A 24,896-nucleotide genomic window follows, 5' to 3' on the forward strand; every position below is an offset into this window, starting at 1 on the left:
TGTGCACCTGCCCACCCCCCGGCGGGCTTGGATCAACTCTGGACGGGCGCGCCGAGATGGACAACGCAATAAAAAATGCCCGCCTCCGATCACTTCCAAGACCGGAGGCGGGCAAACGTTCAATGAACGCTCGGCTGAGTTACGGCAGCGCTCTCAGCCCTGCGCGGGGTTCTCGTACTCACCGATGAGCTGGGCACGCGCGATCGTGTGGAACCGCAGGTTGAAACCGACGACGGCCGGCGAGACATCGGCATCCGGACCGAGCTTCTCCTGGTCGACCGCGTACACCGTGAAGACGTACCGGTGCGGCCCGTCCCCGGGCGGCGGCGCGGCACCACCGAAGTCCTTCGTCCCGTAGTCGTTGCGCACATGCACCGCGCCCTCGGGCAGGCCCTCGAACTTGCCGCTGCCCGCACCCGCCGGCAGCTCCGTCACGGAGGCCGGGATGTCGAACAGGACCCAGTGCCAGAACCCGCTGCCGGTCGGCGCGTCGGGGTCGTAGCAGGTCACGGCGAAGCTCTTGGTCTCCGGCGGGAAGCCCTCCCACCGCAGATGCGGCGAGGTGTTCCCCTCCGCATGGATCTGAGCGCTCTTCAGCGTCGCGCCCTCCGCGACATCGTCGCTCGTCACCGTGAACGACGGCACCGGCGGATGGAAGTCGTGGGGGAGCGGCCGCCGCTTGAGCTCGGTCACCTCGGTACCTCCTGATCGATGATCTGGAACCAGCAGGTCCCGAGCCTAGAACCAGTTGCGCTTGCTGCCGACCTCGGACAGCCACTGGTTCAGATAAGCCGCCCAGTCGGTCCCCTGCCAGTCGTTCAGACCCACCTGGAAGGACCGGTAGGTGTCCGAACCCTCGCTGAACAGACCCGGCTTCTTGTCCATCTCCAGTACGACGTCCATCGCGTGCTCGTCGGCCACGAAGCTCAGCTCGACCTGGTTCAGGCCCCGGTACTGCGACGGCGGGTGGAACTCGATCTCCTGGTAGAACGGCAGCCTCTGCCGCGTCCCCCGGATGTGACCGCGCTCCATGTCCGCGTTCTTGAAGCGGAAGCCCAGCTGGATGAAGGCGTCCAGGATGGCCCTCTGCGCCGGCAGCGGATGCACGTTGATCGGATCGAGGTCGGTGGAGTCGATGGCCCGCGCGATCGCCAGCTCGGTCGTCACCCCGATGTGCATCCCGCGCAGCGCCTGGCCGTCGATCATCGTGACCGGTGTCTCCCAGGGGATCTCAAGACCGAACGGCACCGCGTGCACCGCACCGGCCTGCAGCTCGAAGGCACCACCGAGACGCACCTTGGTGAACTCGATGTCCTGCTTGTACTCCTGGTCGTCCCGCTCCACCTCGACCTTGGCCTGGAGGCCGACCGACAGCCCCTCGATGTCCTGGTTCACCGACCCGCCCTGGATCCGCACCTCACCCTGGACGACACCGCCCGGCACGACATTGACCTCGGTCAGCACCGTCTCGACCGAGGCCCCGCCGGCCCCGAGGCTCGCGAGCAGCTTCTTGAACGCCATTGACTCTCCCTTTACGAACGACCCTCGACCCCTACAAACGCGATCCGCACCCCGACCGGTTCCGCCGACGCACCGTCCCGTCTGCATTACCCTCGGAGGGCATGATCGCGCCCCCGGACCGTACGCCACTGCCCAGAGAGTTCTTCGACCGCCCGGTCCTGGAGGTGGCGCCGGACCTCCTCGGCCGCATCCTGGTGCGTACGACCCCCGACGGCCCGATCGCCGTCCGCCTCACGGAGGTCGAGGCGTACGACGGCCCGAACGACCCCGGCTCACACGCCTACCGTGGTCCCACCGCCCGCAACGCGGTGATGTTCGGTCCGCCCGGACACGTGTACGTCTACTTCACCTACGGCATGTGGCACTGCATGAACCTCGTCTGCGGCCCCGAGGGCCGGGCGAGCGCCGTGCTGCTCCGGGCCGGCGAGGTGGTCGAGGGCACCGAACTCGCCCGCAAACGGCGACTTTCGGCCCGGAACGACATGGAACTGGCCAAGGGTCCGGCCCGCCTGGCGACGGCCCTGGAAGTCGACCGGGCCCTGGACGGCACGGACGCGTGCGCCTCCGGCGAGACCCCGCTGAGGATGCTCAGCGGTACGCCGGTAGCCGCTGACCAGGTACGAAGCGGCCCCCGCACCGGAGTCGCCGGCGAAGGCGGGAATGGCGACATCCACCCCTGGCGCTACTGGGTGAAGGGCGACCCGACGGTGAGCCCCTATCGGGCACACGTGCCGCGGCGGCGCCGAAGTTGACGCGCTTGCCAAAGGTGCGTAACGTATCCCGAGCCGCTGAACCGGGTACGGCGATCGCCTGCAGCCGGAGCGGCCAACCCACTACTAGCTACAACCCCTCAGCGGGGTCGTTTCGGGCGCGCCCGCGCGCCCGAATTCGAACTCGCGAGACTCGATTATGAGTCGCCGAGAGAATGAGCTAACGTAGTGAATGTCGAAAGGGCCGACGGTGAAAGCCGAAAACCCCGAAGACATCCCGCCGACAGGGAATCGGATCGAGAAAAGATCTGATAGAGTCGGAAACACCGAAGGGAAGCGCCCGGAGGAAAGCCCGAGAGGGTGAGTACGAAGGAAGCGACCGTTCCTTGAGAACTCAACAGCGTGCCAAAAGTCAACGCCAGATATGTTGATACCCCGTCCGTCGGAACATTCCGATGGTCGAGGTTCCTTTGAAATAACACAGCGAGGACGCTGTGAACCACTGGATTATTCCTCCGGTGGTTCCGCTCTCGTGGTGTCAACCGGATTACCGGTAAACATTCACGGAGAGTTTGATCCTGGCTCAGGACGAACGCTGGCGGCGTGCTTAACACATGCAAGTCGAACGATGAACCACTTCGGTGGGGATTAGTGGCGAACGGGTGAGTAACACGTGGGCAATCTGCCCTTCACTCTGGGACAAGCCCTGGAAACGGGGTCTAATACCGGATACGAGGTTCGCAGGCATCTGTGAACTTGGAAAGCTCCGGCGGTGAAGGATGAGCCCGCGGCCTATCAGCTTGTTGGTGAGGTAATGGCTCACCAAGGCGACGACGGGTAGCCGGCCTGAGAGGGCGACCGGCCACACTGGGACTGAGACACGGCCCAGACTCCTACGGGAGGCAGCAGTGGGGAATATTGCACAATGGGCGAAAGCCTGATGCAGCGACGCCGCGTGAGGGATGACGGCCTTCGGGTTGTAAACCTCTTTCAGCAGGGAAGAAGCGCAAGTGACGGTACCTGCAGAAGAAGCGCCGGCTAACTACGTGCCAGCAGCCGCGGTAATACGTAGGGCGCAAGCGTTGTCCGGAATTATTGGGCGTAAAGAGCTCGTAGGCGGCTTGTCACGTCGATTGTGAAAGCCCGAGGCTTAACCTCGGGTCTGCAGTCGATACGGGCTAGCTAGAGTGTGGTAGGGGAGATCGGAATTCCTGGTGTAGCGGTGAAATGCGCAGATATCAGGAGGAACACCGGTGGCGAAGGCGGATCTCTGGGCCATTACTGACGCTGAGGAGCGAAAGCGTGGGGAGCGAACAGGATTAGATACCCTGGTAGTCCACGCCGTAAACGGTGGGAACTAGGTGTTGGCGACATTCCACGTCGTCGGTGCCGCAGCTAACGCATTAAGTTCCCCGCCTGGGGAGTACGGCCGCAAGGCTAAAACTCAAAGGAATTGACGGGGGCCCGCACAAGCGGCGGAGCATGTGGCTTAATTCGACGCAACGCGAAGAACCTTACCAAGGCTTGACATACACCGGAAACGTCTGGAGACAGGTGCCCCCTTGTGGTCGGTGTACAGGTGGTGCATGGCTGTCGTCAGCTCGTGTCGTGAGATGTTGGGTTAAGTCCCGCAACGAGCGCAACCCTTGTCCCGTGTTGCCAGCAGGCCCTTGTGGTGCTGGGGACTCACGGGAGACCGCCGGGGTCAACTCGGAGGAAGGTGGGGACGACGTCAAGTCATCATGCCCCTTATGTCTTGGGCTGCACACGTGCTACAATGGCCGGTACAAAGAGCTGCGATACCGTGAGGTGGAGCGAATCTCAAAAAGCCGGTCTCAGTTCGGATTGGGGTCTGCAACTCGACCCCATGAAGTCGGAGTCGCTAGTAATCGCAGATCAGCATTGCTGCGGTGAATACGTTCCCGGGCCTTGTACACACCGCCCGTCACGTCACGAAAGTCGGTAACACCCGAAGCCGGTGGCCCAACCCCTTGTGGGAGGGAGCTGTCGAAGGTGGGACTGGCGATTGGGACGAAGTCGTAACAAGGTAGCCGTACCGGAAGGTGCGGCTGGATCACCTCCTTTCTAAGGAGCATCTAGCTGCCGCAAGGCAGCCAGAGCCACTACGTCGGCGAACGATCGACGGTGGTCAGCTCATGGGTGGAACGTTGACTACTCGGCACACTCGGTCGGCTTCTCTTCCTAGTACTGCTTCGGCGTGGAACGGAACGGAGAAGAGGCGAGGGTGTCGGGCACGCTGTTGGGTGTCTGAGGGAATGGTTTTCCTCAGTCGCCGGCCCCAGTGAACTCACCGGATCTTCTGGTGGGGTGATGGGTGGCTGGTCGTTGTTTGAGAACTGCACAGTGGACGCGAGCATCTGTGGCCAAGTTTTTAAGGGCGCACGGTGGATGCCTTGGCACCAGGAACCGATGAAGGACGTGGGAGGCCGCGATAGTCCCCGGGGAGTCGTCAACCAGGCTTTGATCCGGGGGTTTCCGAATGGGGAAACCCGGCAGTCGTCATGGGCTGTCACCCACTGCTGAACACATAGGCAGTGTGGAGGGAACGCGGGGAAGTGAAACATCTCAGTACCCGCAGGAAGAGAAAACAACCGTGATTCCGGGAGTAGTGGCGAGCGAAACCGGATGAGGCCAAACCGTATGCGTGTGAGACCCGGCAGGGGTTGCGTATACGGGGTTGTGGGATCTCTCTTGATCAGTCTGCCGGCTGGTCGGTGAGTCAGAAACCGTTGATGTAGGCGAAGGACATGCGAAAGGTCCGGCGTAGAGGGTAAGACCCCCGTAGTCGAAACGTCAGCGGCTTGCTTGAGAGACACCCAAGTAGCACGGGGCCCGAGAAATCCCGTGTGAATCTGGCGGGACCACCCGCTAAGCCTAAATATTCCCTGGTGACCGATAGCGGATAGTACCGTGAGGGAATGGTGAAAAGTACCCCGGGAGGGGAGTGAAATAGTACCTGAAACCGTGTGCCTACAAGCCGTGGGAGCGTCGGATGCAGCTTGCTGCATCTCGTGACTGCGTGCCTTTTGAAGAATGAGCCTGCGAGTTTGCGGTGTGTTGCGAGGTTAACCCGGGTGGGGAAGCCGTAGCGAAAGCGAGTCCGAATAGGGCGCTGTAGTAGCACGCTCAAGACCCGAAGCGGAGTGATCTAGCCATGGGCAGGTTGAAGCGGAGGTAAGACTTCGTGGAGGACCGAACCCACCAGGGTTGAAAACCTGGGGGATGACCTGTGGTTAGGGGTGAAAGGCCAATCAAACTCCGTGATAGCTGGTTCTCCCCGAAATGCATTTAGGTGCAGCGTCGTGTGTTTCTTGCCGGAGGTAGAGCACTGGATAGGCGATGGGCCCTACCGGGTTACTGACCTTAGCCAAACTCCGAATGCCGGTAAGTGAGAGCGCGGCAGTGAGACTGTGGGGGATAAGCTCCATGGTCGAGAGGGAAACAGCCCAGAGCATCGACTAAGGCCCCTAAGCGTACGCTAAGTGGGAAAGGATGTGGAGTCGCACAGACAACCAGGAGGTTGGCTTAGAAGCAGCCACCCTTGAAAGAGTGCGTAATAGCTCACTGGTCTAGTGATTCCGCGCCGACAATGTAGCGGGGCTCAAGCGTACCGCCGAAGTCGTGTCATTGCAGCTTTAGCCCCAACGGGTGCTGTGATGGGTAGGGGAGCGTCGTCTGCCGGGTGAAGCGGCACTGGAAGGTAGTCGTGGACGGTTGACGAGTGAGAATGCAGGCATGAGTAGCGATTCACACGTGAGAAACGTGTGCGCCGATTGACTAAGGGTTCCTGGGTCAAGCTGATCTGCCCAGGGTAAGTCGGGACCTAAGGCGAGGCCGACAGGCGTAGTCGATGGATAACCGGTTGATATTCCGGTACCCGCTGTGAAGCGTCAAACATCGAGCATCGTGATGCTAAGGCCGTGAAGCCGCCCCGGAGCCTTCGGGCAAAGGGGAGTGGTGGAGCCGCCGAACCAAGCGGTTAGTAGGTGAGTGATGGGGTGACGCAGGAAGGTAGTCCATCCCGGGCGGTGGTTGTCCCGGGGTAAGGGTGTAGGACGCAGGGTAGGCAAATCCGCCCTGCATGTGTCTGAGACCTGATGCCGAGCCGATTGTGGTGAAGTGGATGATCCTATGCTGTCGAGAAAAGCCTCTAGCGAGTTTCATGGCGGCCCGTACCCTAAACCGACTCAGGTGGTCAGGTAGAGAATACCGAGGCGTTCGGGTGAACTATGGTTAAGGAACTCGGCAAAATGCCCCCGTAACTTCGGGAGAAGGGGGGCCAGTCCTGGTGATGAGCTTCGCGCTCTGAGCTGGGGGTGGCCGCAGAGACCAGCGAGAAGCGACTGTTTACTAAAAACACAGGTCCGTGCGAAGCCGTAAGGCGATGTATACGGACTGACGCCTGCCCGGTGCTGGAACGTTAAGGGGACCGGTTAGCTCCATTTCGGTGGGGCGAAGCTGAGAACTTAAGCGCCAGTAAACGGCGGTGGTAACTATAACCATCCTAAGGTAGCGAAATTCCTTGTCGGGTAAGTTCCGACCTGCACGAATGGCGTAACGACTTCTCGACTGTCTCAACCATAGGCCCGGTGAAATTGCACTACGAGTAAAGATGCTCGTTTCGCGCAGCAGGACGGAAAGACCCCGGGACCTTTACTACAGTTTGATATTGGTGTTCGGTTCGGCTTGTGTAGGATAGCTGGGAGACTGTGAAGCATGCACGCCAGTGTGTGTGGAGTCGTCGTTGAAATACCAGTCTGGTCGTGCTGGATGTCTAACCTGGGTCCGTGATCCGGATCAGGGACAGTGTCTGATGGGTAGTTTAACTGGGGCGGTTGCCTCCTAAAGGGTAACGGAGGCGCCCAAAGGTTCCCTCAGCCTGGTTGGCAATCAGGTGTTGAGTGTAAGTGCACAAGGGAGCTTGACTGTGAGACCGACGGGTCGAGCAGGGACGAAAGTCGGGACTAGTGATCCGGCGGTGGCTTGTGGAAGCGCCGTCGCTCAACGGATAAAAGGTACCCCGGGGATAACAGGCTGATCTTCCCCAAGAGTCCATATCGACGGGATGGTTTGGCACCTCGATGTCGGCTCGTCGCATCCTGGGGCTGGAGTCGGTCCCAAGGGTTGGGCTGTTCGCCCATTAAAGCGGTACGCGAGCTGGGTTTAGAACGTCGTGAGACAGTTCGGTCCCTATCCGCTGTGCGCGTAGGAGTCTTGAGAAGGGCTGTCCCTAGTACGAGAGGACCGGGACGGACGAACCTCTGGTGTGCCAGTTGTTCTGCCAAGGGCATGGCTGGTTGGCTACGTTCGGGAGGGATAACCGCTGAAAGCATCTAAGCGGGAAGCCTGCTTCGAGATGAGGACTCCCACCCACTTGATGGGGTAAGGCTCCCAGTAGACGACTGGGTTGATAGGCCGGATCTGGAAGCCAGGTAACTGGTGGAGGTGACCGGTACTAATAGGCCGAGGGCTTGTCCTCAGTTGCTCGCGTCCACTGTGTTAGTTCTGAGGCAACGACCGTTGCCGGCTTTGAGTAGAACGCATAACTACAGAGTGTGCTTGTTCGCTCGAAACCATTAGGGTTTCGGTGGTCATAGCGTGAGGGAAACGCCCGGTTACATTCCGAACCCGGAAGCTAAGCCTCACAGCGCCGATGGTACTGCAGGGGGGACCCTGTGGGAGAGTAGGACGCCGCCGAACAATCTTTGGAGGACCCCTGGTCACCAGCGTTCAGCTGGGACCAGGGGTCCTTTCGTTTTTACAATGCTTGCGGTACCGAAGACAGGAGTCACCATGTCCACCAACTCTCCCGACGAGCGACCGGAGCGCGACCAGCGGCGACGGGACAGTGGTGACCGTGGTGACCGCGGCGGCTACCGAGGCGACCGTGGCGGCTACCGCCGCGACAACGACCGTGGCGGTTACGCCGGTCGGCGCGAGGACCACCGTGGCGACCGTGGTGGCTTCCGTCGTGACGACAGGCGTGATGACCGTCGTGACGACAGGCGTGACGATCGCCGTGATGACCGGCGTGATGAGCGTCGTGATGACCGGGGTGGGTTCCGTCGTGACGATCGTGGCGGTTATGGCCGTAGGGACGATCGTCGTGAGGGTGACCGGGGTTCGCGTCCGGCGTTCCAGCGGGACGACCGTGACCGTGGCCCGCGCAGGGACGACCGCCGTGACGACCGCGGCTACCGCCGCGACGACCGGGGCGGCGACCGCCCCTCCTACCGCCGTGACGACGACCGTGGCGGTTACGCCGGTCGGCGCGAGGACCACCGTGGCGACCGTGGTGGCTTCCGTCGTGACGACAGGCGTGATGACCGTCGTGACGACAGGCGTGACGATCGCCGTGATGACCGGCGTGATGAGCGTCGTGATGACCGGGGTGGGTTCCGTCGTGACGATCGTGGCGGTTATGGCCGTAGGGACGATCGTCGTGAGGGTGACCGGGGTTCGCGTCCGGCGTTCCAGCGGGACGACCGTGACCGTGGCCCGCGCAGGGACGACCGCCGTGACGACCGCGGCTACCGCCGCGACGACCGAGGCGGCGACCGCCCCTCCTACCGCCGTGACGACGACCGTGGCGGTTACGCCGGCCGGCGCGAGGAACACCGCGGCGACCGCGGTGGCGACCGTGGTGGCTTCCGTCGTGACGACAGGCGGGACGACAGCCGGGGCGAGCGCGGTGGGTTCCGCGGCCGGGACGACCGAGGTGCCCGTGGGCCCCGTCGGGACGACCGTGGCGGGCGACCCGGTGGGTTCCGGGGGCGTGACGACCGTCGTGATGACAGGCGTGACGACCGCCGGGGCGGTGGCCGGTTCCGCGACGAGCGCGACCGTGACCGTGACAGGGACCGCGAGCCGATCAAGCGCCTGCCGATCCCGGAGGACGTCACCGGCGACGAGATCGACAAGGACGTGCGGCAGGAGCTCCAGAGCCTGCCCAAGACGCTCGCGGACGACGTCGCCAAGAACCTGGTGATGGTGGCCCGGCTCATCGACGAGGACCCCGAGGGCGCCTACGCCTACTCTAAGGTGGCGCTGCGTCTGGCGTCCCGCGTGGCCGCCGTGCGCGAGGCGGCCGGGTTCGCGGCGTACGCCAACCAGAAGTACAGCGAGGCGCTCGCCGAGTTCCGGGCCGCGCGGCGGATGACCGGCACCGTGGATCTGTGGCCGGTGATGGCCGACTGCGAGCGCGGGCTCGGGCGGCCGGAGAAGGCGCTGGACATGGCCGGTGCCCCGGAGGTGCACAAGCTGGACAAGGCCGGTCAGGTCGAGATGCGGCTCGTCGCGGCCGGTGCCCGGCGTGACATGGGTCAGCTGGACGCGGCCATCGTGACCCTGCAGAGCCCGGAACTCGCCTCCAACGCGGTGCAGCCGTGGACCGCGCGCCTGCGGTACGCCTACGCCGACGCCCTGCTGGCCGCCGGCCGGGAGAGCGAGGCGCGGGAGTGGTTCGCGAAGGCCGTGGAGGCCGACCGGGACGGCAGCACGGACGCCTCCGACCGGCTCGCCGAGCTGGACGGCGTGGAGTTCGTCGACGCCCTCGACGAGAGCGAGGACGAGCCGGAGAAGCCGTCGCAGGAAGACGGCGACGAGGACTGACGGCAGTCGCTGAAAAAAAGGGGGGCAGGTTCCCGGTGGAACCTGCCCCCTTTCGCGTTCCGGGCGCTCAGATGTCCAGCGCCCGCAGTACCAGCCCCGATGCCGGTTTCGGGCCGAACGACGTCGACTTGCGGGGCATCGTCACGCCCTGGCGGGCCAGGTCGCGTACGACCTCCTCGCGGACCGGGTGCATCAGGACGGCCGTACCGCCGTCGCGCTGCGCCTTGGCGACGGTCGCGGCCGTGTCGTGGATGTAGGCGATGTGGGCCGGGGAGTCCTCCGGGATGTGCCAGACGTGGTCGAGGAGCGTGGCGTGCAGGACCGTGGCGTCGAGGGAGCGCCAGGCCGCCGGGCGGTCGGCCGGGATCGTCCGGGCCAGCAGACCGGGGTCGGGGTGGTCGAGGAGGTGGAAGGCGCCGTCGCCGGCCAGCAGGAAGGCGTTGCCCGCGCAGGACGCGTCCGCCAGCGCCTCCAGCGCCTCGGTGAGCGGCGCGTCCAGGCGTCGTACCCGGAACAGGCCCTGCACCGCCGCGAGCGCGTCCGCGACCGGCAGGCCGTGCAGCAGGCGGTGGATGGCGCGCACGCGCAAGGGGTAGCGGGCGGTGTCGACGAGCAGGACCAGGCCGTGGTCCCAGGGGCTGGGGGAGGGGTGCTCGGCGCGCAGCCGCAGGTAGGTGGCCCAGCGGTGGTGGCCGTCGGCGATCAGGGCCTGCTGGTGGGCGAGGTCGGACCGGATGCGGGCGAGGTCGGCGGGGTCGGTGACGGACCAGAGGCGGTGGTGGAAGCCGTCCTCGGTGGTCGTGTCGAGCAGCGGGGGTTTCTCCGCCGTGCGCTCGACGACCTCGGCGGCCGTGCCGTCGCCCCGGTAGGTCAGCAGCAGCGGTTCCAGGTTCGCGCGCGTGGCCCGCATCAGAGCCGCGCGGTCGGCGACCACGGGCGGCATGACGTCCTCGTGCGGCAGCACCACGCCCTCCGCCGGTTCCGAGACCCGCAGCGCGCCGATGACACCGCGCTGGAGCATGCCGCCGCCGTCCCGCTGCTCGTACACGTACAGGCCGGGCTCCGGGTCCGCGGTGAGGATGCCCTCCTCAAGCCAGCGGCGCAGCGTGTCGGCCGCCTGCTCGGTGCGGGCGCTCGGGGTGCCGGCCTGGGGCAGGATCAGCCGGACGATGTTGTAGGGGTCGGCGGACTGGAGGTGGTGCACCCCGTCGGGACGTACGACGACGTCGTACGGCGGTGAGGTGACGGAGGCGAGGCTGCCGACCCGGTCGGGGTCGTAGCGAAGGCCGCGGAACGGGGTGAGTTCCAGGCCCCGGCGCGCCGTTGCTTCCGAGTGACCTGCAGTGTTCATCCCGGCATCGTACGTGTGTCAGTGGCGTGCGGGATGATCGGGGGAAAGACGGTCGAACGAGGAGCGATGTGGAATGAGCCAGGCGGTCAGGACGAGGCCCGAGGCCAGTGGGCAGCCCCTGAGCGAGGCGTACGACACGGCGCTGCTCGATCTGGACGGGGTGGTGTACGCGGGCGGGAGCGCGATCGCGCACGCGGTCGACTCGCTGGCGGTGGCGCGCTCCGGCGGGCTGCATCTGGCGTACGTCACCAACAACGCGCTGCGGACCCCGGACGCGGTGGCCGAGCATCTGACGGAGCTGGGGATACCGACGGGCGCCGATGACGTCATCACCTCCGCGCAGGCGGTCGCGCGCCTGATCAGCGAGCAGGTGCCGGCCGGGGCGCGGGTGCTGGTGATCGGCGGCGAGGGGCTGCGGGTGGCGCTGCGCGAGCGGGGGCTCGTGCCGGTGGAGTCGGCGGACGACGATCCGGCGGCGGTCGCGCAGGGGTACGGCGGGCCGGATCTGACGTGGGGGCGGTTCGCGGAGGCGTCGTACGCCGTCGCGCGCGGGGTGCCGTGGTTCGCGTCCAACACCGACCTGACGATTCCCAGCGGGCGGGGCATCGCGCCGGGCAACGGGGCGGCCGTGGAGGTCGTGCGGATCGCCACGGGCAAGGAGCCGCAGGTGGCGGGCAAGCCGCTGCCGCCGATGCACCGGGAGACGATCATCCGGACCGGCGCGAAGCGGCCGCTGGTGGTCGGGGACCGGCTGGACACGGACATCGAGGGCGCGTTCAACGGCGAGGTGGACTCCCTGCTGGTGCTCACCGGTGTCACCGACGGTGCCCAGCTGCTCGCGGCGCCGCCGCGGCACCGGCCGACGTATGTGGACGCCGATCTGCGCGGGCTGCTCACCGGGCAGCCGGAGGTCACCCCGGCCGGTGAGGGCTTCCGCTGCGGCGGGTTCACGGCGACGGCCGGCGCGGACCGTTTGGAGCTGGAGGGCGACGGGGAGCCGCTGGACGGGCTGCGTGCGCTGTGCGCGGCGGCCTGGACGGCGGGCGGCGACGGCTCCTGCGAGCTGGACGGGGGGAAGGCGCTGGCGCGACTGGGCCTGTGAGCAGGGACCAGGGGGAGGGGCGCATCCGCACCCGGGGATCGAGATAGGTAGCGAGGGTAGGCTAACCTAACCTCGTGTTGGTCGACAGTCCTCCGGAACAGCGCGCGGAGACCGCCCCCGCGCCCCCAACCCGCCGGGCGGCAAGGGCCCTTGGGCTCCTGCTCTCCACCGCGATCCTGGTGCTCGTCGCCCTGGCGAGCATCGCGATCGGGGCGAAATCGCTGTCAGTGGACCAGGTCTGGCACGGCCTGTTCCACGACACGGGGACCTACGGCGACGTCGTCGTGGACGAGCGGCTCGCGCGCACGGTCCTGGGCCTGCTCGCCGGGGCCGCGCTCGGCCTCGCGGGCGCGGTGCTGCAGGCGCTCACCCGCAATCCGCTGGCCGACCCCGGACTGCTCGGGATCAATGCCGGTGCCTCGGCCGCAGTCGTCACGGCCATCACCTACTTCGGCGTCACCAGCCTCACCGGCTATGTGTGGTTCGCCTTCCTCGGGGCGGCGGCGGTCGGCGCGCTGGTGTGGTTCCTCGGCGGCAGCCGGGGCGCCACCCCGGTGCGGCTCGCCCTCGCCGGTACGGCCATCAGTGCCGCCCTGTACGGCTATCTCCAGGCCGTGATGATCCTGGACGACGCGGCGCTCGGCAGGATGCGCTTCTGGACCGTGGGTTCGCTGGCCTCGGCCGCCGACTCGACCATCCTGCAGGTGCTGCCGTTCCTCGCGGCCGGCATGGTCCTGGCGCTGGCGCTGGCCCGGCCGCTGAACGCGGTCGCGATGGGCGACGACACCGCCCGCGCCCTGGGCGCAAACCTGGGCCGCACCCGCGCGCTCGCCATGCTGGCCGCCACCGTGCTGTGCGGCGCCGCGACCGCCGCCTGCGGCCCGATCGTGTTCGTCGGTCTGATGGTGCCGCACGTCGTGCGCTCCTTCACCGGCCCGGACCTGCGCTGGATCCTGCCGTACGCCGCGGTCCTGTCGCCGGTGCTGCTGCTCGGCGCCGACGTCGTCGGCCGGGTCGTGGCCCGCCCCTCGGAGCTCCAGGTCGGCGTCGTCACCGCGCTCATCGGCGGCCCGGTCTTCATCCTTCTCGTACGACGGCGGAGGACGGCCCAGCTGTGAAGACCCGATCCGGGAACCGGGCCGTACGCACTCCCGGCGGGCTCTCCCTGCGCCTGGACCCGCGCGCCCTGCTCGTCACCGTCCTGCTGCTGGCCGCCGCCTGTGCCGCCGGCGTCGCCCTGATCGGCACCGGCGACGCGAAGATCCCGGCGGCCGACGTGCTGCGGACCCTCGCCGGGAACGGCAACGCCTACCAGGACTTCATCGTGCGCGAGCTGCGGCTGCCGCGGGTGCTGGTCGGCCTGCTGGTCGGGGCCTCGCTGGGGCTCGGCGGCGCGCTGTTCCAGTCCGTCTCCCGCAACCCGCTCGGCAGCCCCGACGTGCTCGGCCTCTCCCAGGGCTCGACGGCCGGCGCGCTGGTCGTCATCGTGCTGCTGTCCGGCGGCACCACCCAGGTCACCGTCGGCGCGCTGATCGGCGGCCTGGTGACCGGACTCGCCATCTACCTGCTCGCCTGGAAGCAGGGCGTGCACGGATACCGGCTCGTCCTGGTCGGCATCGGTGTCTCCGCGATCGCCACCGCGGTCAACGGCTATCTGCTCACCAAGGCCGACCTGGTCGACGCGGCCCGCGCGGTCGTGTGGATGACCGGCTCGCTGAACGGCCGGGACTGGGACCAGGTCTGGCCGCTGCTCGCCCTGTGCGCCGTCCTCGTGCCGCTGGTGCTCGTCAACGCGCGGGCCCTCAGGATGATGGAGATGGGCGACGACGTGGCGGGCGCCCTCGGGGTGCGCGTGCAGCGCGTCCGGCTGGTGCTGATGGTCTCCGCCGTGCTGCTCACCGCCGCCGCCACCGCGGCCGCCGGGCCCGTCAGCTTCGTCGCCCTGACCGCGCCCCAGCTGGCCCGGCGCCTGACCCGCTCGCCGGGCCCGAACCTGGTGCCGTCCCTCTGCATGGGCGCCGCCCTGCTGGTCGCCGCCGACTGGGCCTCCCAGCGCGCCTTCGGCGCCGACCAGCTGCCCGTCGGCGTGGTCACCGGCGTCCTCGGCGGCGCCTATCTGCTCTGGCTGCTGGTCACCGAGCGCAGGGCGGGCCGGATATGAGCGGCACCGACACCCACACGACAAGGAGCACCGTGAACCGCCTGTCCGCGCAGAACGTCACCCTCGGCTACGACCAGCGGGTCATCGCCGAAGAGCTGTCCGTGGAGATCCCCGACAACTCCTTCACGGTGATCGTCGGCCCGAACGCGTGCGGCAAGTCGACACTGCTGCGGGCGCTGTCGCGGATGCTCAGGCCCAGCCAGGGCCGGGTGCTGCTGGACGGGCAGGTCATCCAGTCGATGCCCGCCAAGAAAGTCGCGCGGACCCTCGGTCTGCTGCCGCAGTCGTCCATCGCGCCCGACGGCATCACGGTCGCCGACCTCGTCGGCCGGGGCCGCTACCCGCACCAGGGCCTGCTGCGCCAGTGGTCGGCCGAGGACGAGCGGGTCGTGCGTGAGTCCATGCGGCAGACGGGGGTCGCCGAACTCGCCGACCGTTATGTCGACGAGCTGTCCGGCGGGCAGCGGCAGCGGGTGTGGATCGCCATGGCGCTGGCCCAGGAGACGCCCCTGCTGCTCCTGGACGAACCGACCACCTACCTGGACATCCAGCACCAGATCGACGTCCTCGACCTGTGCGCAGAGCTGCACGAGACCCAGGGCCGCACCCTGGTCGCCGTCCTGCACGACCTCAACCACGCGGCCCGGTACGCCACCCACCTCATCGCCCTGCGCGGCGGCGAGGTGATCGCCGAGGGCGCCCCCGGCGACATCGTCACGGCCGAGCTGGTGGAGCGGGTGTTCGGGCTGCGGTGTCAGGTGATCGACGACCCGGAGACCGGGACCCCGCTGGTGGTGCCCGCGGCGAGGAAGGCGCGGCTCACAGCAGCTTCCTGAGCCGGAACAGATCCAGCAGGCTCGCCTCCAGCCGCACCCGGCCCTTGCCCCAGGCGGTCGCGAAGTTCAGCCGGCCGTCCACCAGGGCCACCAGGTCGTCCCCGGCCATGGCGAGCCTGATCTGCGCTCTCTCGCGCGGCGGGCCCGGGTGGGTCTCGTCCACCTCGATCCGCCCGCCGGTCATCCGGCCGGCGAAAGTGACGTCCAGGTCGGTGATGTGACAGCTCACCGAGCGGTCCAGGGCGGCGGCCGCCCGGACGTCGCCCTCGGCGCCCTGCATGTTGTCCGAAAGCTTTCCCAGTGCGGCGCGGCACTCCTCGATCGTGGCCATCGCCCACGACCGTACCCCAGCGGTTCGCGGTAGCGTCTGGGCATGAGCGACTCGGTTCCGGAGACGGAGATCCCGCAGGATTCGGTGCAGGAGGCGGTGGAGGCACTCCAGGCGTACGACCCCGCGGCGCCCGCCCCCCTGAACATCCCGCGCACCCCCACCGGCAACGCCGAGGTCGACGCCCAGCTGGAGCGGCTGGGTGACGCCGACCACCTCGCCACCGACGGCCACATCGAGGTGTACGAGGATGTACACCGGGGGCTGCGTGACGCGCTCACCGCGCTCGACGCCCGCCCGGGACCTCCGGTGCCCCCTCCTTCGCACGCACAGGCGCCCTCACCGGCGTCACCACACAGGAGCTGAACCGAACGTGGCAGGAGTCGCACGCCGCCGTCTGGACGCGGAGCTGGTCCGCCGGAAGCTCGCCCGCTCGCGCGAGCACGCCAGCCAGCTGATCGCCGCCGGGCGGGTCACCGTCGGCAAGACCGTGGCGACCAAGCCGGCCACGCAGGTCGAGACCGCGGCCGCGATCGTCGTGCAGGCCGACGACGGCGACCCGGACTACGTCTCCCGCGGCGGGCACAAGCTCGCCGGCGCGCTCGAGGTCTTCCTTCCGCAGGGGCTCGTGGTCGAGGGCCGGCGGGCACTGGACGCCGGTGCCTCCACCGGCGGCTTCACCGACGTCCTGCTGCGCGCCGGTGCCGCGCACGTCGTGGCCGTGGACGTCGGGTACGGACAGCTCGCCTGGTCTCTCCAGAACGATGAACGCGTCACCGTCAAGGACCGTACGAACGTACGCGAGTTGACGCTCGAGGCGATCGATGGGGAACCTGTGGATCTTGTCGTGGGCGATCTGTCCTTCATTCCGCTCGGGCTGGTGCTGCCCGCCCTGAAGCGGTGCGTGAAGCCGGACGCCGATCTGGTGATGATGGTCAAGCCGCAGTTCGAGGTGGGCAAGGAGCGGCTGGGCAGCGGGGGTGTCGTACGGAGTCCGCTGCTGCGGGCGGAGGCCGTGCGGGGAGTGGCCGAGAAGGCCTGGGAGCTGGGGCTCGGGGTGCGGGGCGTCACCGCGAGTCCGCTGCCCGGGCCCTCGGGGAACGTCGAGTACTTTCTCTGGCTGCGGGCGGGCGCACCTCAGGTGGACCCGGCCGACGTCGACCGTGCAGTGGCGGAGGGGCCGCGTTGACACAGAACCTGGCGCGTACTGTTTTCCTGCTCGCCCACACCGGGCGGCCCGCGGCGATCCGCAGCGCGGAACTCGTCGTCAAGGGCCTGCTGCGGCATGGCATCGGGGTGCGGGTGCTGGAGGAGGAGGCGCGCGACCTGCCGCTCCCGGACGAGGTGCAGCTCGTCAAGGAGGCGACTCCGCAGTGCCTCGACGGGTGTGAGCTGCTGATCGTGCTCGGCGGTGACGGCACGCTGCTGCGGGGGGCGGAGTTCGCCCGCGCGTCCGGGGTGCCGATGCTCGGCGTCAACCTCGGACGGGTGGGGTTCCTCGCGGAGGCCGAACGCGACGACCTCGATCGGGTGGTCGACCGGGTGGTGGCGCGGTCGTACGAGGTCGAGGAGCGCATGACCGTCGATGTCGTGGTGCACCGCAACGGGGACATCGTGCACACCGACTGGGCGCTGAACGAGGCGGCCGTGCAGAAGGCCGGCGCGGAGAAGCTGCTGGAAGTCGTGCTGGAGATCGACGGACGGCCGGTGACGGGGTTCGGGTGCGACGGGGTCGTCCTGTCGACGCCGACCGGGTCCACCGCGTACGCGTTCTCCGCGGGCGGGCCGGTGGTGTGGCCGGAGGTGGAGGCGCTGCTGATGGTGCCGATCAGTGCGCATGCGCTGTTCGCGAAGCCGTTGGTGACCTCGCCGGACTCCGTGCTCGCGGTGGAGGTGCTGCCGCACGTCCCGTCAGGGGTTCTGTGGTGCGACGGGCGGCGGACGGTCGAGTTGCCGCCGGGGGCGCGGGTGGAGGTGCGCAGAGGGGCTGTGCCGGTGCGGTTGGCCCGGTTGCACCATTCGTCCTTCACCGACCGGCTCGTGGCGAAGTTCGCCCTGCCCACGACGGGATGGCGGGGGGCGCCTCACTAGAAAGAGCGGCCTGTGTGCACTCCCCGCCCCGGACCTCGTATGGTCTGTTCCGTGTTGGAGGAGATGCGGATACGGTCGCTCGGGGTCATCGACGATGCCGTCGTCGAGCTGTCGCCCGGGTTCACCGCCGTCACCGGTGAGACGGGTGCGGGCAAGACCATGGTGGTCACCAGCCTCGGGCTGCTGCTCGGTGGGCGGGCGGACCCGGCGCTCGTGCGGATCGGGGCCGAGAAGGCGGTCGTGGAGGGGCGGGTCACCGTCCCGGCGGACGCCGCCGCCGTCGTACGCGCCGAGGAGGCCGGGGCCGAGCTGGACGACGGGTCCCTGCTGATCAGCCGTACCGTTTCCGCCGAGGGCCGTTCCCGGGCCCATCTGGGCGGGCGCTCGGTGCCGGTGGGGCTGCTCGCCGAGCTGGCCGACGACCTGGTGGCCGTGCACGGGCAGACCGACCAGCAGGGGCTGCTGAAGCTGTCCCGGCAGCGGCAGGCGCTTGACCGGTACGCGGGCGACGCCGTCGCCGTACCGCTCGCCAAGTACACCGAGGCCTACCGGCGGCTGCGGGCCGTCTCCGCCGAGCTGGAGGAGATCACCACGCGCGCGCGTGAGCGGGCGCAGGAAGCCGACATGCTGCGGTACGGCCTCGACGAGATCGCCGGCGTCGATCCCCGCGCCGGGGAGGACGTCGAGCTGGCCGAGGAGGCCGAGCGGCTGGGGCACGCGGAGGCGCTGTCGTCCGCCGCGACGGCCGCGCACGCCGCTCTCGCGGGCAATCCCGAGGACCCCGAGGGGATCGACGCCTCGACCCTCGTCGCGGGCGCCCACCGGGCCCTGGAGGCCGTGCGCTCGCACGACCCGGCGCTGGCCTCCCTCGCCGACCGGATCGGGGAGATCGGCATCCTGCTCGGCGATGTCGCCGGGGAGCTGGCGGGGTACGCCGACGACCTGGACGCCGATCCGCTGCGGCTGGCCGCGGTGGAGGAGCGGCGGGCCGCGCTGACGACCCTGACCCGCAAGTACGGCGACGACGTGAACGCCGTCCTGGCCTGGGCCGAGCAGAGCGCCGCGCGCCTGACCGAGCTGGAGGGCGACGACGAGCGGATCGAGGAGCTGACCGCCGAGCGGGACGCGTTGCGCAGTGAACTGGGCGGTCTGGCACAGGCGTTGACGGACGCGCGGACGGAGGCCGCCGAGCGGTTCGCCGCCGCCGTGACCGCCGAGCTGGCCTCGCTGGCGATGCCCCACGCGCGCGTGTCCTTCGACATCCGGCAGACCGAGGACACCGACGGTGTCGAGGTCGGCGGGCGTACGGTCGCCTACGGGCCGGCGGGCGTGGACGAGGTGGAGCTGCTGCTCGCCCCGCACCCGGGTGCGCCGCCGCGGCCCATCGCCAAGGGCGCGTCCGGCGGTGAGCTGTCCCGCGTGATGCTCGCCGTGGAGGTCGTGTTCGCGGGCACGGATCCCGTGCCGACGTATCTCTTCGACGAGGTCGACGCCGGCGTCGGCGGCAAGGCCGCGGTCGAGATCGGGCGCCGTCTGGCGAAGCTCGCCAGGACCGCACAGGTCGTCGTGGTCACCCACCTGCCCCAGGTGGCCGCCTTCGCCGACCGGCAGCTGCTGGTCGAGAAGACCAACGACGGGACGGTCACCCGGTCCGGCGTGAAGGTCCTGGAGGGCGAGGACCGCATCCGTGAGCTCTCCCGCATGCTGGCCGGCCAGGAGGACTCCGAGACGGCCCGCGCCCACGCGGAGGAACTCCTGGAGACGGCCCGGGCGGACCTGTAGGCGGGTCCGGGTTCTAGGGTGGCGGGATGATCGCCAAGCGCAGGTCCCGCTCCTTCCTGCTGTCCGCCGCGCTCACCCGGGCCGGCCAGGCCGTGCTGCGCAAGGCCGCGCCCGGCGGGCGGGAGCGCTGGGAGCGGAAGAACTACGCCGGGCGCACGGTCGAGCTGTACGCCGGGCCCGCCTCGGCGCTGGGTGCGGCCGTCGCGGCCGCCCGGGTGTGTCCCGGGGCCGGGCTCGCCGTGCTCGCCGCAGGGGTCTGCGGGGCGTACGACGATGTCGCCGGGGACGACCGGCGGGGTTTCCGGGCGCATCTCACGGCGCTGCGGGACGGCGACGTCACCAGCGGGGCCGTGAAGCTGTTCGGGATCTCGGCCGCCGGCCTGGTCGCGGGGGCGCTGATGAAGGAGCGGGCGCTGGACAAGGTGCTCGCCGGGATCGTGATCGCCGGTACGGCGCACTTCGTGAATCTCGTCGACGTACGGCCCGGGCGGGCCGTCGGCACGGTGCTCGCGCTCGGCGCGCCGGGGGTGTTGCGGAAGGGGCCGGGGAGCGAACTGCCGGCCGTCGCGATGGGCGCCGCCGCTGCCGTGCTGCCCGACGACCTCGGGGAGCGCGTGATGATCGGGGACACGGGGGCGCACGCGCTCGGCGCCGCGCTGGGGGCGGCCGTCGTGGCGGGCAACGGGCGCGCGGGGCTGCTCGCGCACGCCGTCGCCGTGGTGGCCGCCGCCGTCCACGGGGACCGGGTGAGTGCGTGGGCGGGGGCGCGGTGAGCGTCTGACCTCGCCGGACGCGGCTCGCACCACGTTCGACCGTGCCGGGGTCCGCCTCACCCGTGTGGGTGACGTGCTCCGGCGCATTGCCCCGGCCCGCCGCAGAGTGCGCCCTCCGGATTTCCCGTAACGGCCGTATCCCCTGGCATGCTTGAGGGCACACGGTCCGTGAGGCAGGCGCGCGGGGTACGTCCTTCCGCCCCCCGGAGCCCGCTACGTTCTGTACGTTTCCTCGTGACCGCCCACGCCGAACCAGGAGCCCCGGCCCCGTGAGCCCCCTGAGCAGCAACGCACCGCACGGCCAGTCGCCGCTGCGCACCGTGCAGGTGCTGGGCGGGGGCAACGCCGGCAGCAGCGCGCATGTCCGCTCACTGGCCGAGGGACTGGTGGCGAGGGGCGTGCGGGTCACGGTGTGCGCCCCCGTCGAGGCCGACCGCGCCTACGACTTCACCGGCGTCGGCGCCGAGCACGTGCACGTGCCGCGCAGCAGCGACCCCGTCTCCGTGGCCGCGCTGCGGACGGCCTGCGCCCACGCCGACCTCGTGCACGCACACGGGCTGCACGCCTCCTTCCGGGCCGTCCTCGCGCTCAGCGGCCGCAGCACCCCGCTGGTGGTCACCTGGCACAACCGGGCCCACGCGCAGGGCCCGCGGGCGCATCTGCTGCGGCTGCTGGAGCGGCGGGTGGTGCGGACGGCGGCCGTGGTCCTCGGCACCAGCTCCGACCTGGTCGACCGGGCCCGGGACACGGGAGCGCGGGACGCCCGGCTCGCCGCCGTCGGCCTGCCGGGGCAGCGCCGGCCCGTCGTCCTCGACGACCCCGACCGGCGGCGCCCCAAGGCCCGGGCCGAACTCGGCGCCACCGGCCGCCCCCTGCTCGTCGCGGTCGGCTCCCTCGACCGGCAGCGCGGCTACGACCTCCTGCTCGACGCGGCCCGCGCCTGGCGGGACCTGGACCCCGTGCCGCTGGTCGTCATCGCCGGGGAGGGGCCGCTGCGCCCGGAGCTGCAGCGGCGGATCGAGGACGAGGAGCTGCCGGTGCGGCTCATCGGGCGCCGTGAGGACGTGCCCGAGCTGCTCGCCGCCGCCGATCTCGCGCTGCTGACGAGCAGGTGGGAGTCGAGGTCCGTCCTCGCCCAGGAGGCCCTCCACGCGCGCGTGCCGCTCGTCGCCACCCGGGTCGGCGGCATCCCCGACCTGGTCGGCGACGCGGCCGAACTCGTCCCGTACGGCGACCCCGAGGCCCTCGCGTCCGCCGTCGTACGGCTCCTCGCGGACCCGGAGCGCCGGGAGGAGCTGCGGGAGCGCGGGGTGCGGCAGGCCGCCGGCTGGCCGACCGAGGACGAGACGGTCGCCCAAGTGCTCAGCATCTACGACGAGTTGACGCAGCCAAGGCCACTCGCCTAGGCCCTGTCGTCAAACTCCCTCCCCCCAGCCTTCGGCCGGGGGACCCCCGAAGCACGCACCTGACGCCGCGAGGCCCGCCCTCCGGGCGGACGGCGGGAGTTCGACGACAGGGCCCAGGGAACGTGGGCTCAGGGCACGTGCCGGCGGGCCCGTAGGGCAAGGCTCAACGCCAGGACCGTCTGCGGGTCGTCCAGGTCGGTGCCCAGCAACTCCCCGATGCGGGCGAGCCGGTTGTACAGGGTCTGCCGGTTGAGGTGGAGCTCGCGGGCCGTCTCCGCCTTGCGGCCCGCGTGCGCCAGGTAGGTCTGCAGGGTCGGCAGCAGCGGCGGCTTGGAGCGGTTGTCGTGGTCGCGCAGCGGGCCGATCGCGCGGTCCACGAACGCGGCGAGGTCCGGGTGGTCCCGCAGCCGCCACAGCAGCAGGTCGATGTCGAGGCGGCGGGCGTCGTACCAGGGCCGGTCGGTCAGGCCCTGCGCGGCCGTCGCCGTCTCCGCCGCGTGCCGCAGCCCGGCCGACGCGGCCGCCCAGCCGCCCGCCACGCCGACCACCACGACCGGCGGCGGCGAGCCCGGCCGGCGCATCCCGGCCCGCTCCGCGCCCGCCCTGAGCGCCGCCGCCACCCGGTCGGCGACCGCCGAGCGCTCCGACTCCGAGCGCAGCCCGAGCAGCACCGGCACCCGGCCCTCCACCGGCCGCACGCCCAGCAGCACCGGCACGCCCACGGCGGCCAGCTCCTCGGAGACCGCCCGCGCCAGCACGGCCCAGCCCCCGCCCGGGGAGAGGCTGTCCCCGAGCCGCATCACCACCGGCAGCAGCGGGCTGTCGCCGGGCTTGAAGCCGAGGACCCGGGCCTGTGCCGGGGCGTCCTCGGCGGTGATCCGGCCCTCGGCGAGATCGGTGAGGAAGTCACCGCGGCCGCGGGCCGCCAGCTCCTCCTCCTGCCGGGCCTGCATCAGCACCACCGCGAGGATGCCGGCCGCCCGCTCGGCGGCGATCCGGTGCACGGGGGCCAGGGCCGCGCGGACCGGCAGCAGGGCCAGGCGGGCGCGCACGGAACCGGCCGTGCCGGGACCGCCGCCGGGCACGTCCACCAGCACCGAACCGGCGGGCGGCGGCACGTCCTTGTGCGGGCCGCGCAGCCCCTCCCACACCTGGAGCGGGTCCGCGCCCTCGGGTCCTTCCCCGGCGGCGTACAGCAGGCGGCCGTCGGCCGTCTCCAGGAACACCGGGTTGCCGCTGAAGTCCGCCAGGATGCCCAGCACCTGCGGTACCCCGCCGCCGCCCAGCAGCGCCTCGGTGCAGCGCCGGTGCACCTCCTCGGCCCGCTGCAGCAGGGCGTAGTGGCCGTTGACGATCTCGGTGTGGATCTCCTCGGTCACCGTCACGAACGGCACCTCGCGGTGCAGCTGGACCAGCGGCAGCCCGGCGGCCCGGGCGGTGTCCACCAGGGCCGCGGGCAGCCTGCTGAAGCGCGGGCCCAGCTCCACCACCAGGGCGGCGATCCCGCGCTCGGCGAGGGTGCGCACGAACGCCCGCTGCTCGGCCGGGCGGGTGCCGAGGCCGTAGCCGGTGGTGAGGAGCAGTTCGCCGCCCTTGAGCAGCGAGGCGATGTTGGGCACCTCGCCCGCGTGCACCCAGCGCACCGTGCGACCCAGCCGGTCGGCACCCGCCAGGATCTCCGGCAGTCCGCTGCGCAGCCCCGGCAGTTCCAGCGCCCGCTGAACGGTGATCCCGGCGCCCTGGGTGTCGAATCGGTGGTCCGTACGGCTGTCCATGCAGCGGACGCTACCTGCGGGAACGCCTCTCGGCACAGCTCCGGGCTACACCGGCTTGACGGTGTGGCCGAACCGGAAGACGTTGTCGGGGTCCCAGCGCCGCTTGACCTTCTCCAGCCGCAGCAGGTTCCCCGCGCCCAGACCCGCCCGCACCCGCTCGGGGCCCTCGTCGCCGATGAGGTTGAGACAGACGTCTCCCGTGCTCCAGGGCCGTACGTCGGCGCACGCGTCCCGCACCCAGGCCCGGTTCCCCTCGTCGTCGGCCGGGTCCGACCAGCCGGCGAAGGGGTGCACCATCCAGGACGCGTCCCGGTACGGCACCGGGTACTCGCGCGGCCCGGCGGCGATCGCGCCGCCCAGCGGGAAGACCGCATGCCGGCTGCAGTGCGCCGCGGGCACGCCGGCCGCGCGGGCGCAGAAGCGGTCCACCAGCTCGTCGGGCAGGTCCGTCAGGCACTCGGCGGACCAGTGGCTCCGCAGGCCGGACGGGGGTTCCAGCAGGCACTGCACATCCGCGTACGGCAGGGCGCCCACCACCTCCGCCTCGTGCGGCAGCGCCAGCAGCGGCTCGGCGAGCTCCCGCAGAGCGCTCTCGCCGCCGGCGTACGTCAGCAGAGCACCGCACAGCACCCCGGACTGCGCGGGCGGACCGGTCAGGTACAGCACGGTGCCGCCCAGCTCGTCCGGACCGGTACGGACGAGCTCGCGGAAGGCGCGGACCATCTCCGGGCCGAACTCGGGCAGGCAGGGCAGCAGCACGGCCGAGAACTCGGGCAGTTCGTGCAGCTCCAGGGTGAGCGCGGTGGCGAGGCCGAAGTTGCCGCCCCCGCCGTGCAGCGCCCAGAACAGCTCCGGGTTCTCGTCGGCGTTGGCGTGCACCCGCTCGGCGTCGGCGGTCACCAGCTCCACACCGAGGAGGTTGTCCACGGCCAGGCCGAAGGCACGGTCCAGCCAGCCGGTGCCGCCGCCGAGCACGAAGCCGCCGACACCGGTGGCCGGGGAGCGGGCGCCGGTGGTCGCGAGGCCGTAGGGCTGGGTCGCCCGGTCCAGGTCGCTCATCGTGGCACCGCCCTCGACCCGGACCGCCTCGCCCGCCGGGTCGACCGTCACCTCGTGCATCCGGCGCAGATCCACCACGAGCGCGCCGTCGACCCCGGCCCCCGTCAGCCCGTGCCCGCCGCCGCGCACCGCGATGTGCAGGTCCAGCTCGCGCGCGAAGCGCACGGCCCGGACGACGTCGGCCGCGTTCGCGCACTGCGCGATCACGGCCGGGCGGCGGTCGATCGCCGCGTTGAAGACGGTCCGGGCCTCGTCGTAGCCCGGGTCTCCCGGGGCGTACACATCGCCGGACAGATCCTCGCGGAGCGCGGCGAGAGCGGCGTGCGCCGTGGAACGGGTGGCCATGGCCGGCCCCCTTCAGGGCGGGGT

The 24,896-nt window shown here is 69.9% G+C and carries 19 protein-coding genes and 3 rRNA genes; 15 read left to right on the forward strand and 7 right to left on the reverse strand.

What is annotated here, in order from left to right; translation table 11 throughout:
• Positions 1–153: 153 nt before the first annotated feature.
• Both FB563_RS25890 and FB563_RS25895 read right to left on the reverse strand, forming a co-directional pair.
• Complete coding sequence (locus tag FB563_RS25890) at positions 154–693, reverse strand: YbhB/YbcL family Raf kinase inhibitor-like protein (protein ID WP_055710139.1); 540 nt, start codon at positions 691–693, stop codon at positions 154–156.
• A 45-nt stretch (positions 694–738) separates the two neighbouring features.
• A complete protein-coding gene (locus FB563_RS25895; RefSeq protein ID WP_055710138.1) occupies positions 739–1,521 on the reverse strand; it encodes a sporulation protein in 783 nt (260 codons plus the stop codon).
• Positions 1,522–1,622: 101 nt separating this feature from the next.
• Between FB563_RS25895 and FB563_RS25900 the strand changes: the two genes are divergently transcribed.
• The 4 genes from FB563_RS25900 (at position 1,623) to rrf (ending at position 7,952) form a co-directional block, all read left to right on the forward strand.
• Positions 1,623–2,273, forward strand: coding sequence for a DNA-3-methyladenine glycosylase (locus FB563_RS25900; RefSeq protein WP_055710137.1), 651 nt, complete (start codon positions 1,623–1,625; stop codon positions 2,271–2,273).
• Between the two features lie 518 nt (positions 2,274–2,791).
• A 16S ribosomal RNA gene (locus FB563_RS25910) occupies positions 2,792–4,316 on the forward strand.
• Between the two features lie 297 nt (positions 4,317–4,613).
• Positions 4,614–7,731, forward strand: a 23S ribosomal RNA gene (locus tag FB563_RS25915).
• A 104-nt stretch (positions 7,732–7,835) separates the two neighbouring features.
• Positions 7,836–7,952: ribosomal RNA gene (rrf, locus tag FB563_RS25920) — 5S ribosomal RNA — on the forward strand.
• Together the 16S, 23S and 5S rRNA genes form the textbook arrangement of a ribosomal RNA operon.
• 30 nt (positions 7,953–7,982) lie before the next feature.
• On the opposite strand, the gene FB563_RS43535 is transcribed toward rrf, so the two are convergent.
• A complete protein-coding gene (locus FB563_RS43535) occupies positions 7,983–8,870 on the reverse strand; it encodes a hypothetical protein (RefSeq protein WP_208766325.1) in 888 nt (295 codons plus the stop codon).
• 306 nt (positions 8,871–9,176) lie between these two features.
• Here FB563_RS43535 and FB563_RS43540 point away from each other — a divergent pair, with 306 nt between their 5' ends.
• Entirely contained in the window at positions 9,177–9,863 is a 687-nt protein-coding gene (locus FB563_RS43540; RefSeq protein WP_234357845.1) for a tetratricopeptide repeat protein, read from the forward strand.
• A 67-nt stretch (positions 9,864–9,930) separates the two neighbouring features.
• Here FB563_RS43540 and FB563_RS25930 read toward each other — a convergent pair whose 3' ends face one another.
• On the reverse strand, positions 9,931–11,214 hold the full coding sequence (locus FB563_RS25930) for a DUF1015 domain-containing protein (RefSeq protein ID WP_055707691.1): 1,284 nt from the start codon (positions 11,212–11,214) through the stop codon (positions 9,931–9,933).
• Positions 11,215–11,287: 73 nt separating this feature from the next.
• Here FB563_RS25930 and FB563_RS25935 point away from each other — a divergent pair, with 73 nt between their 5' ends.
• From FB563_RS25935 to FB563_RS25950, 4 genes are all read left to right on the forward strand, one after another.
• A complete protein-coding gene (locus tag FB563_RS25935) occupies positions 11,288–12,316 on the forward strand; it encodes an HAD hydrolase-like protein (protein ID WP_055707692.1) in 1,029 nt (342 codons plus the stop codon).
• A gap of 74 nt (positions 12,317–12,390) precedes the next feature.
• Positions 12,391–13,434, forward strand: a complete 1,044-nt coding sequence (locus FB563_RS25940; RefSeq protein ID WP_055707693.1) for a FecCD family ABC transporter permease — start codon at positions 12,391–12,393, stop codon at positions 13,432–13,434.
• Positions 13,431–14,477, forward strand: coding sequence for a FecCD family ABC transporter permease (locus FB563_RS25945; RefSeq protein ID WP_055707694.1), 1,047 nt, complete (start codon positions 13,431–13,433; stop codon positions 14,475–14,477). Before FB563_RS25940 ends, FB563_RS25945 begins: the two co-directional genes overlap by 4 nt.
• A complete protein-coding gene (locus FB563_RS25950; RefSeq protein WP_208766310.1) occupies positions 14,474–15,313 on the forward strand; it encodes an ABC transporter ATP-binding protein in 840 nt (279 codons plus the stop codon). Before FB563_RS25945 ends, FB563_RS25950 begins: the two co-directional genes overlap by 4 nt.
• Here FB563_RS25950 and FB563_RS25955 read toward each other — a convergent pair.
• Positions 15,297–15,644, reverse strand: coding sequence for a sterol-binding protein (locus FB563_RS25955; RefSeq protein WP_142218928.1), 348 nt, complete (start codon positions 15,642–15,644; stop codon positions 15,297–15,299). The genes FB563_RS25950 and FB563_RS25955 overlap by 17 nt on opposite strands.
• Positions 15,645–15,686: 42 nt before the next feature.
• Between FB563_RS25955 and FB563_RS25960 the strand changes: the two genes are divergently transcribed.
• From FB563_RS25960 to FB563_RS25985, 6 genes are all read left to right on the forward strand, one after another.
• A complete protein-coding gene (locus FB563_RS25960; protein ID WP_142218929.1) occupies positions 15,687–16,007 on the forward strand; it encodes a hypothetical protein in 321 nt (106 codons plus the stop codon).
• A gap of 7 nt (positions 16,008–16,014) precedes the next feature.
• Positions 16,015–16,830, forward strand: coding sequence for a TlyA family RNA methyltransferase (locus tag FB563_RS25965; protein WP_055707577.1), 816 nt, complete (start codon positions 16,015–16,017; stop codon positions 16,828–16,830).
• On the forward strand, positions 16,827–17,732 hold the full coding sequence (locus FB563_RS25970; protein ID WP_055707576.1) for an NAD kinase: 906 nt from the start codon (positions 16,827–16,829) through the stop codon (positions 17,730–17,732). Before FB563_RS25965 ends, FB563_RS25970 begins: the two co-directional genes overlap by 4 nt.
• Positions 17,733–17,771: 39 nt before the next feature.
• On the forward strand, positions 17,772–19,514 hold the full coding sequence (gene recN, locus FB563_RS25975; RefSeq protein ID WP_199832890.1) for a DNA repair protein RecN: 1,743 nt from the start codon (positions 17,772–17,774) through the stop codon (positions 19,512–19,514).
• 26 nt (positions 19,515–19,540) lie between these two features.
• The gene (locus tag FB563_RS25980; RefSeq protein ID WP_055707575.1) at positions 19,541–20,287 is read left to right on the forward strand and encodes a hypothetical protein; all 747 of its coding nucleotides are present in this window, start codon (positions 19,541–19,543) and stop codon (positions 20,285–20,287) included.
• Between the two features lie 269 nt (positions 20,288–20,556).
• Entirely contained in the window at positions 20,557–21,693 is a 1,137-nt protein-coding gene (locus FB563_RS25985) for a glycosyltransferase family 4 protein (RefSeq protein WP_055707574.1), read from the forward strand.
• A 128-nt stretch (positions 21,694–21,821) separates the two neighbouring features.
• Here the strand turns inward: FB563_RS25985 and FB563_RS25990 are convergent, their stop codons facing one another.
• On the reverse strand, positions 21,822–23,468 hold the full coding sequence (locus FB563_RS25990; protein WP_055707573.1) for a PucR family transcriptional regulator: 1,647 nt from the start codon (positions 23,466–23,468) through the stop codon (positions 21,822–21,824).
• A 45-nt stretch (positions 23,469–23,513) separates the two neighbouring features.
• The gene (locus FB563_RS25995) at positions 23,514–24,872 is read right to left on the reverse strand and encodes an FAD-binding oxidoreductase (RefSeq protein WP_055707572.1); all 1,359 of its coding nucleotides are present in this window, start codon (positions 24,870–24,872) and stop codon (positions 23,514–23,516) included.
• Between the last annotated feature and the right edge of the window lie 24 nt (positions 24,873–24,896).

The sequence above is a fragment of the Streptomyces puniciscabiei genome (assembly GCF_006715785.1).
Lineage (GTDB): Bacteria > Actinomycetota > Actinomycetes > Streptomycetales > Streptomycetaceae > Streptomyces > Streptomyces puniciscabiei.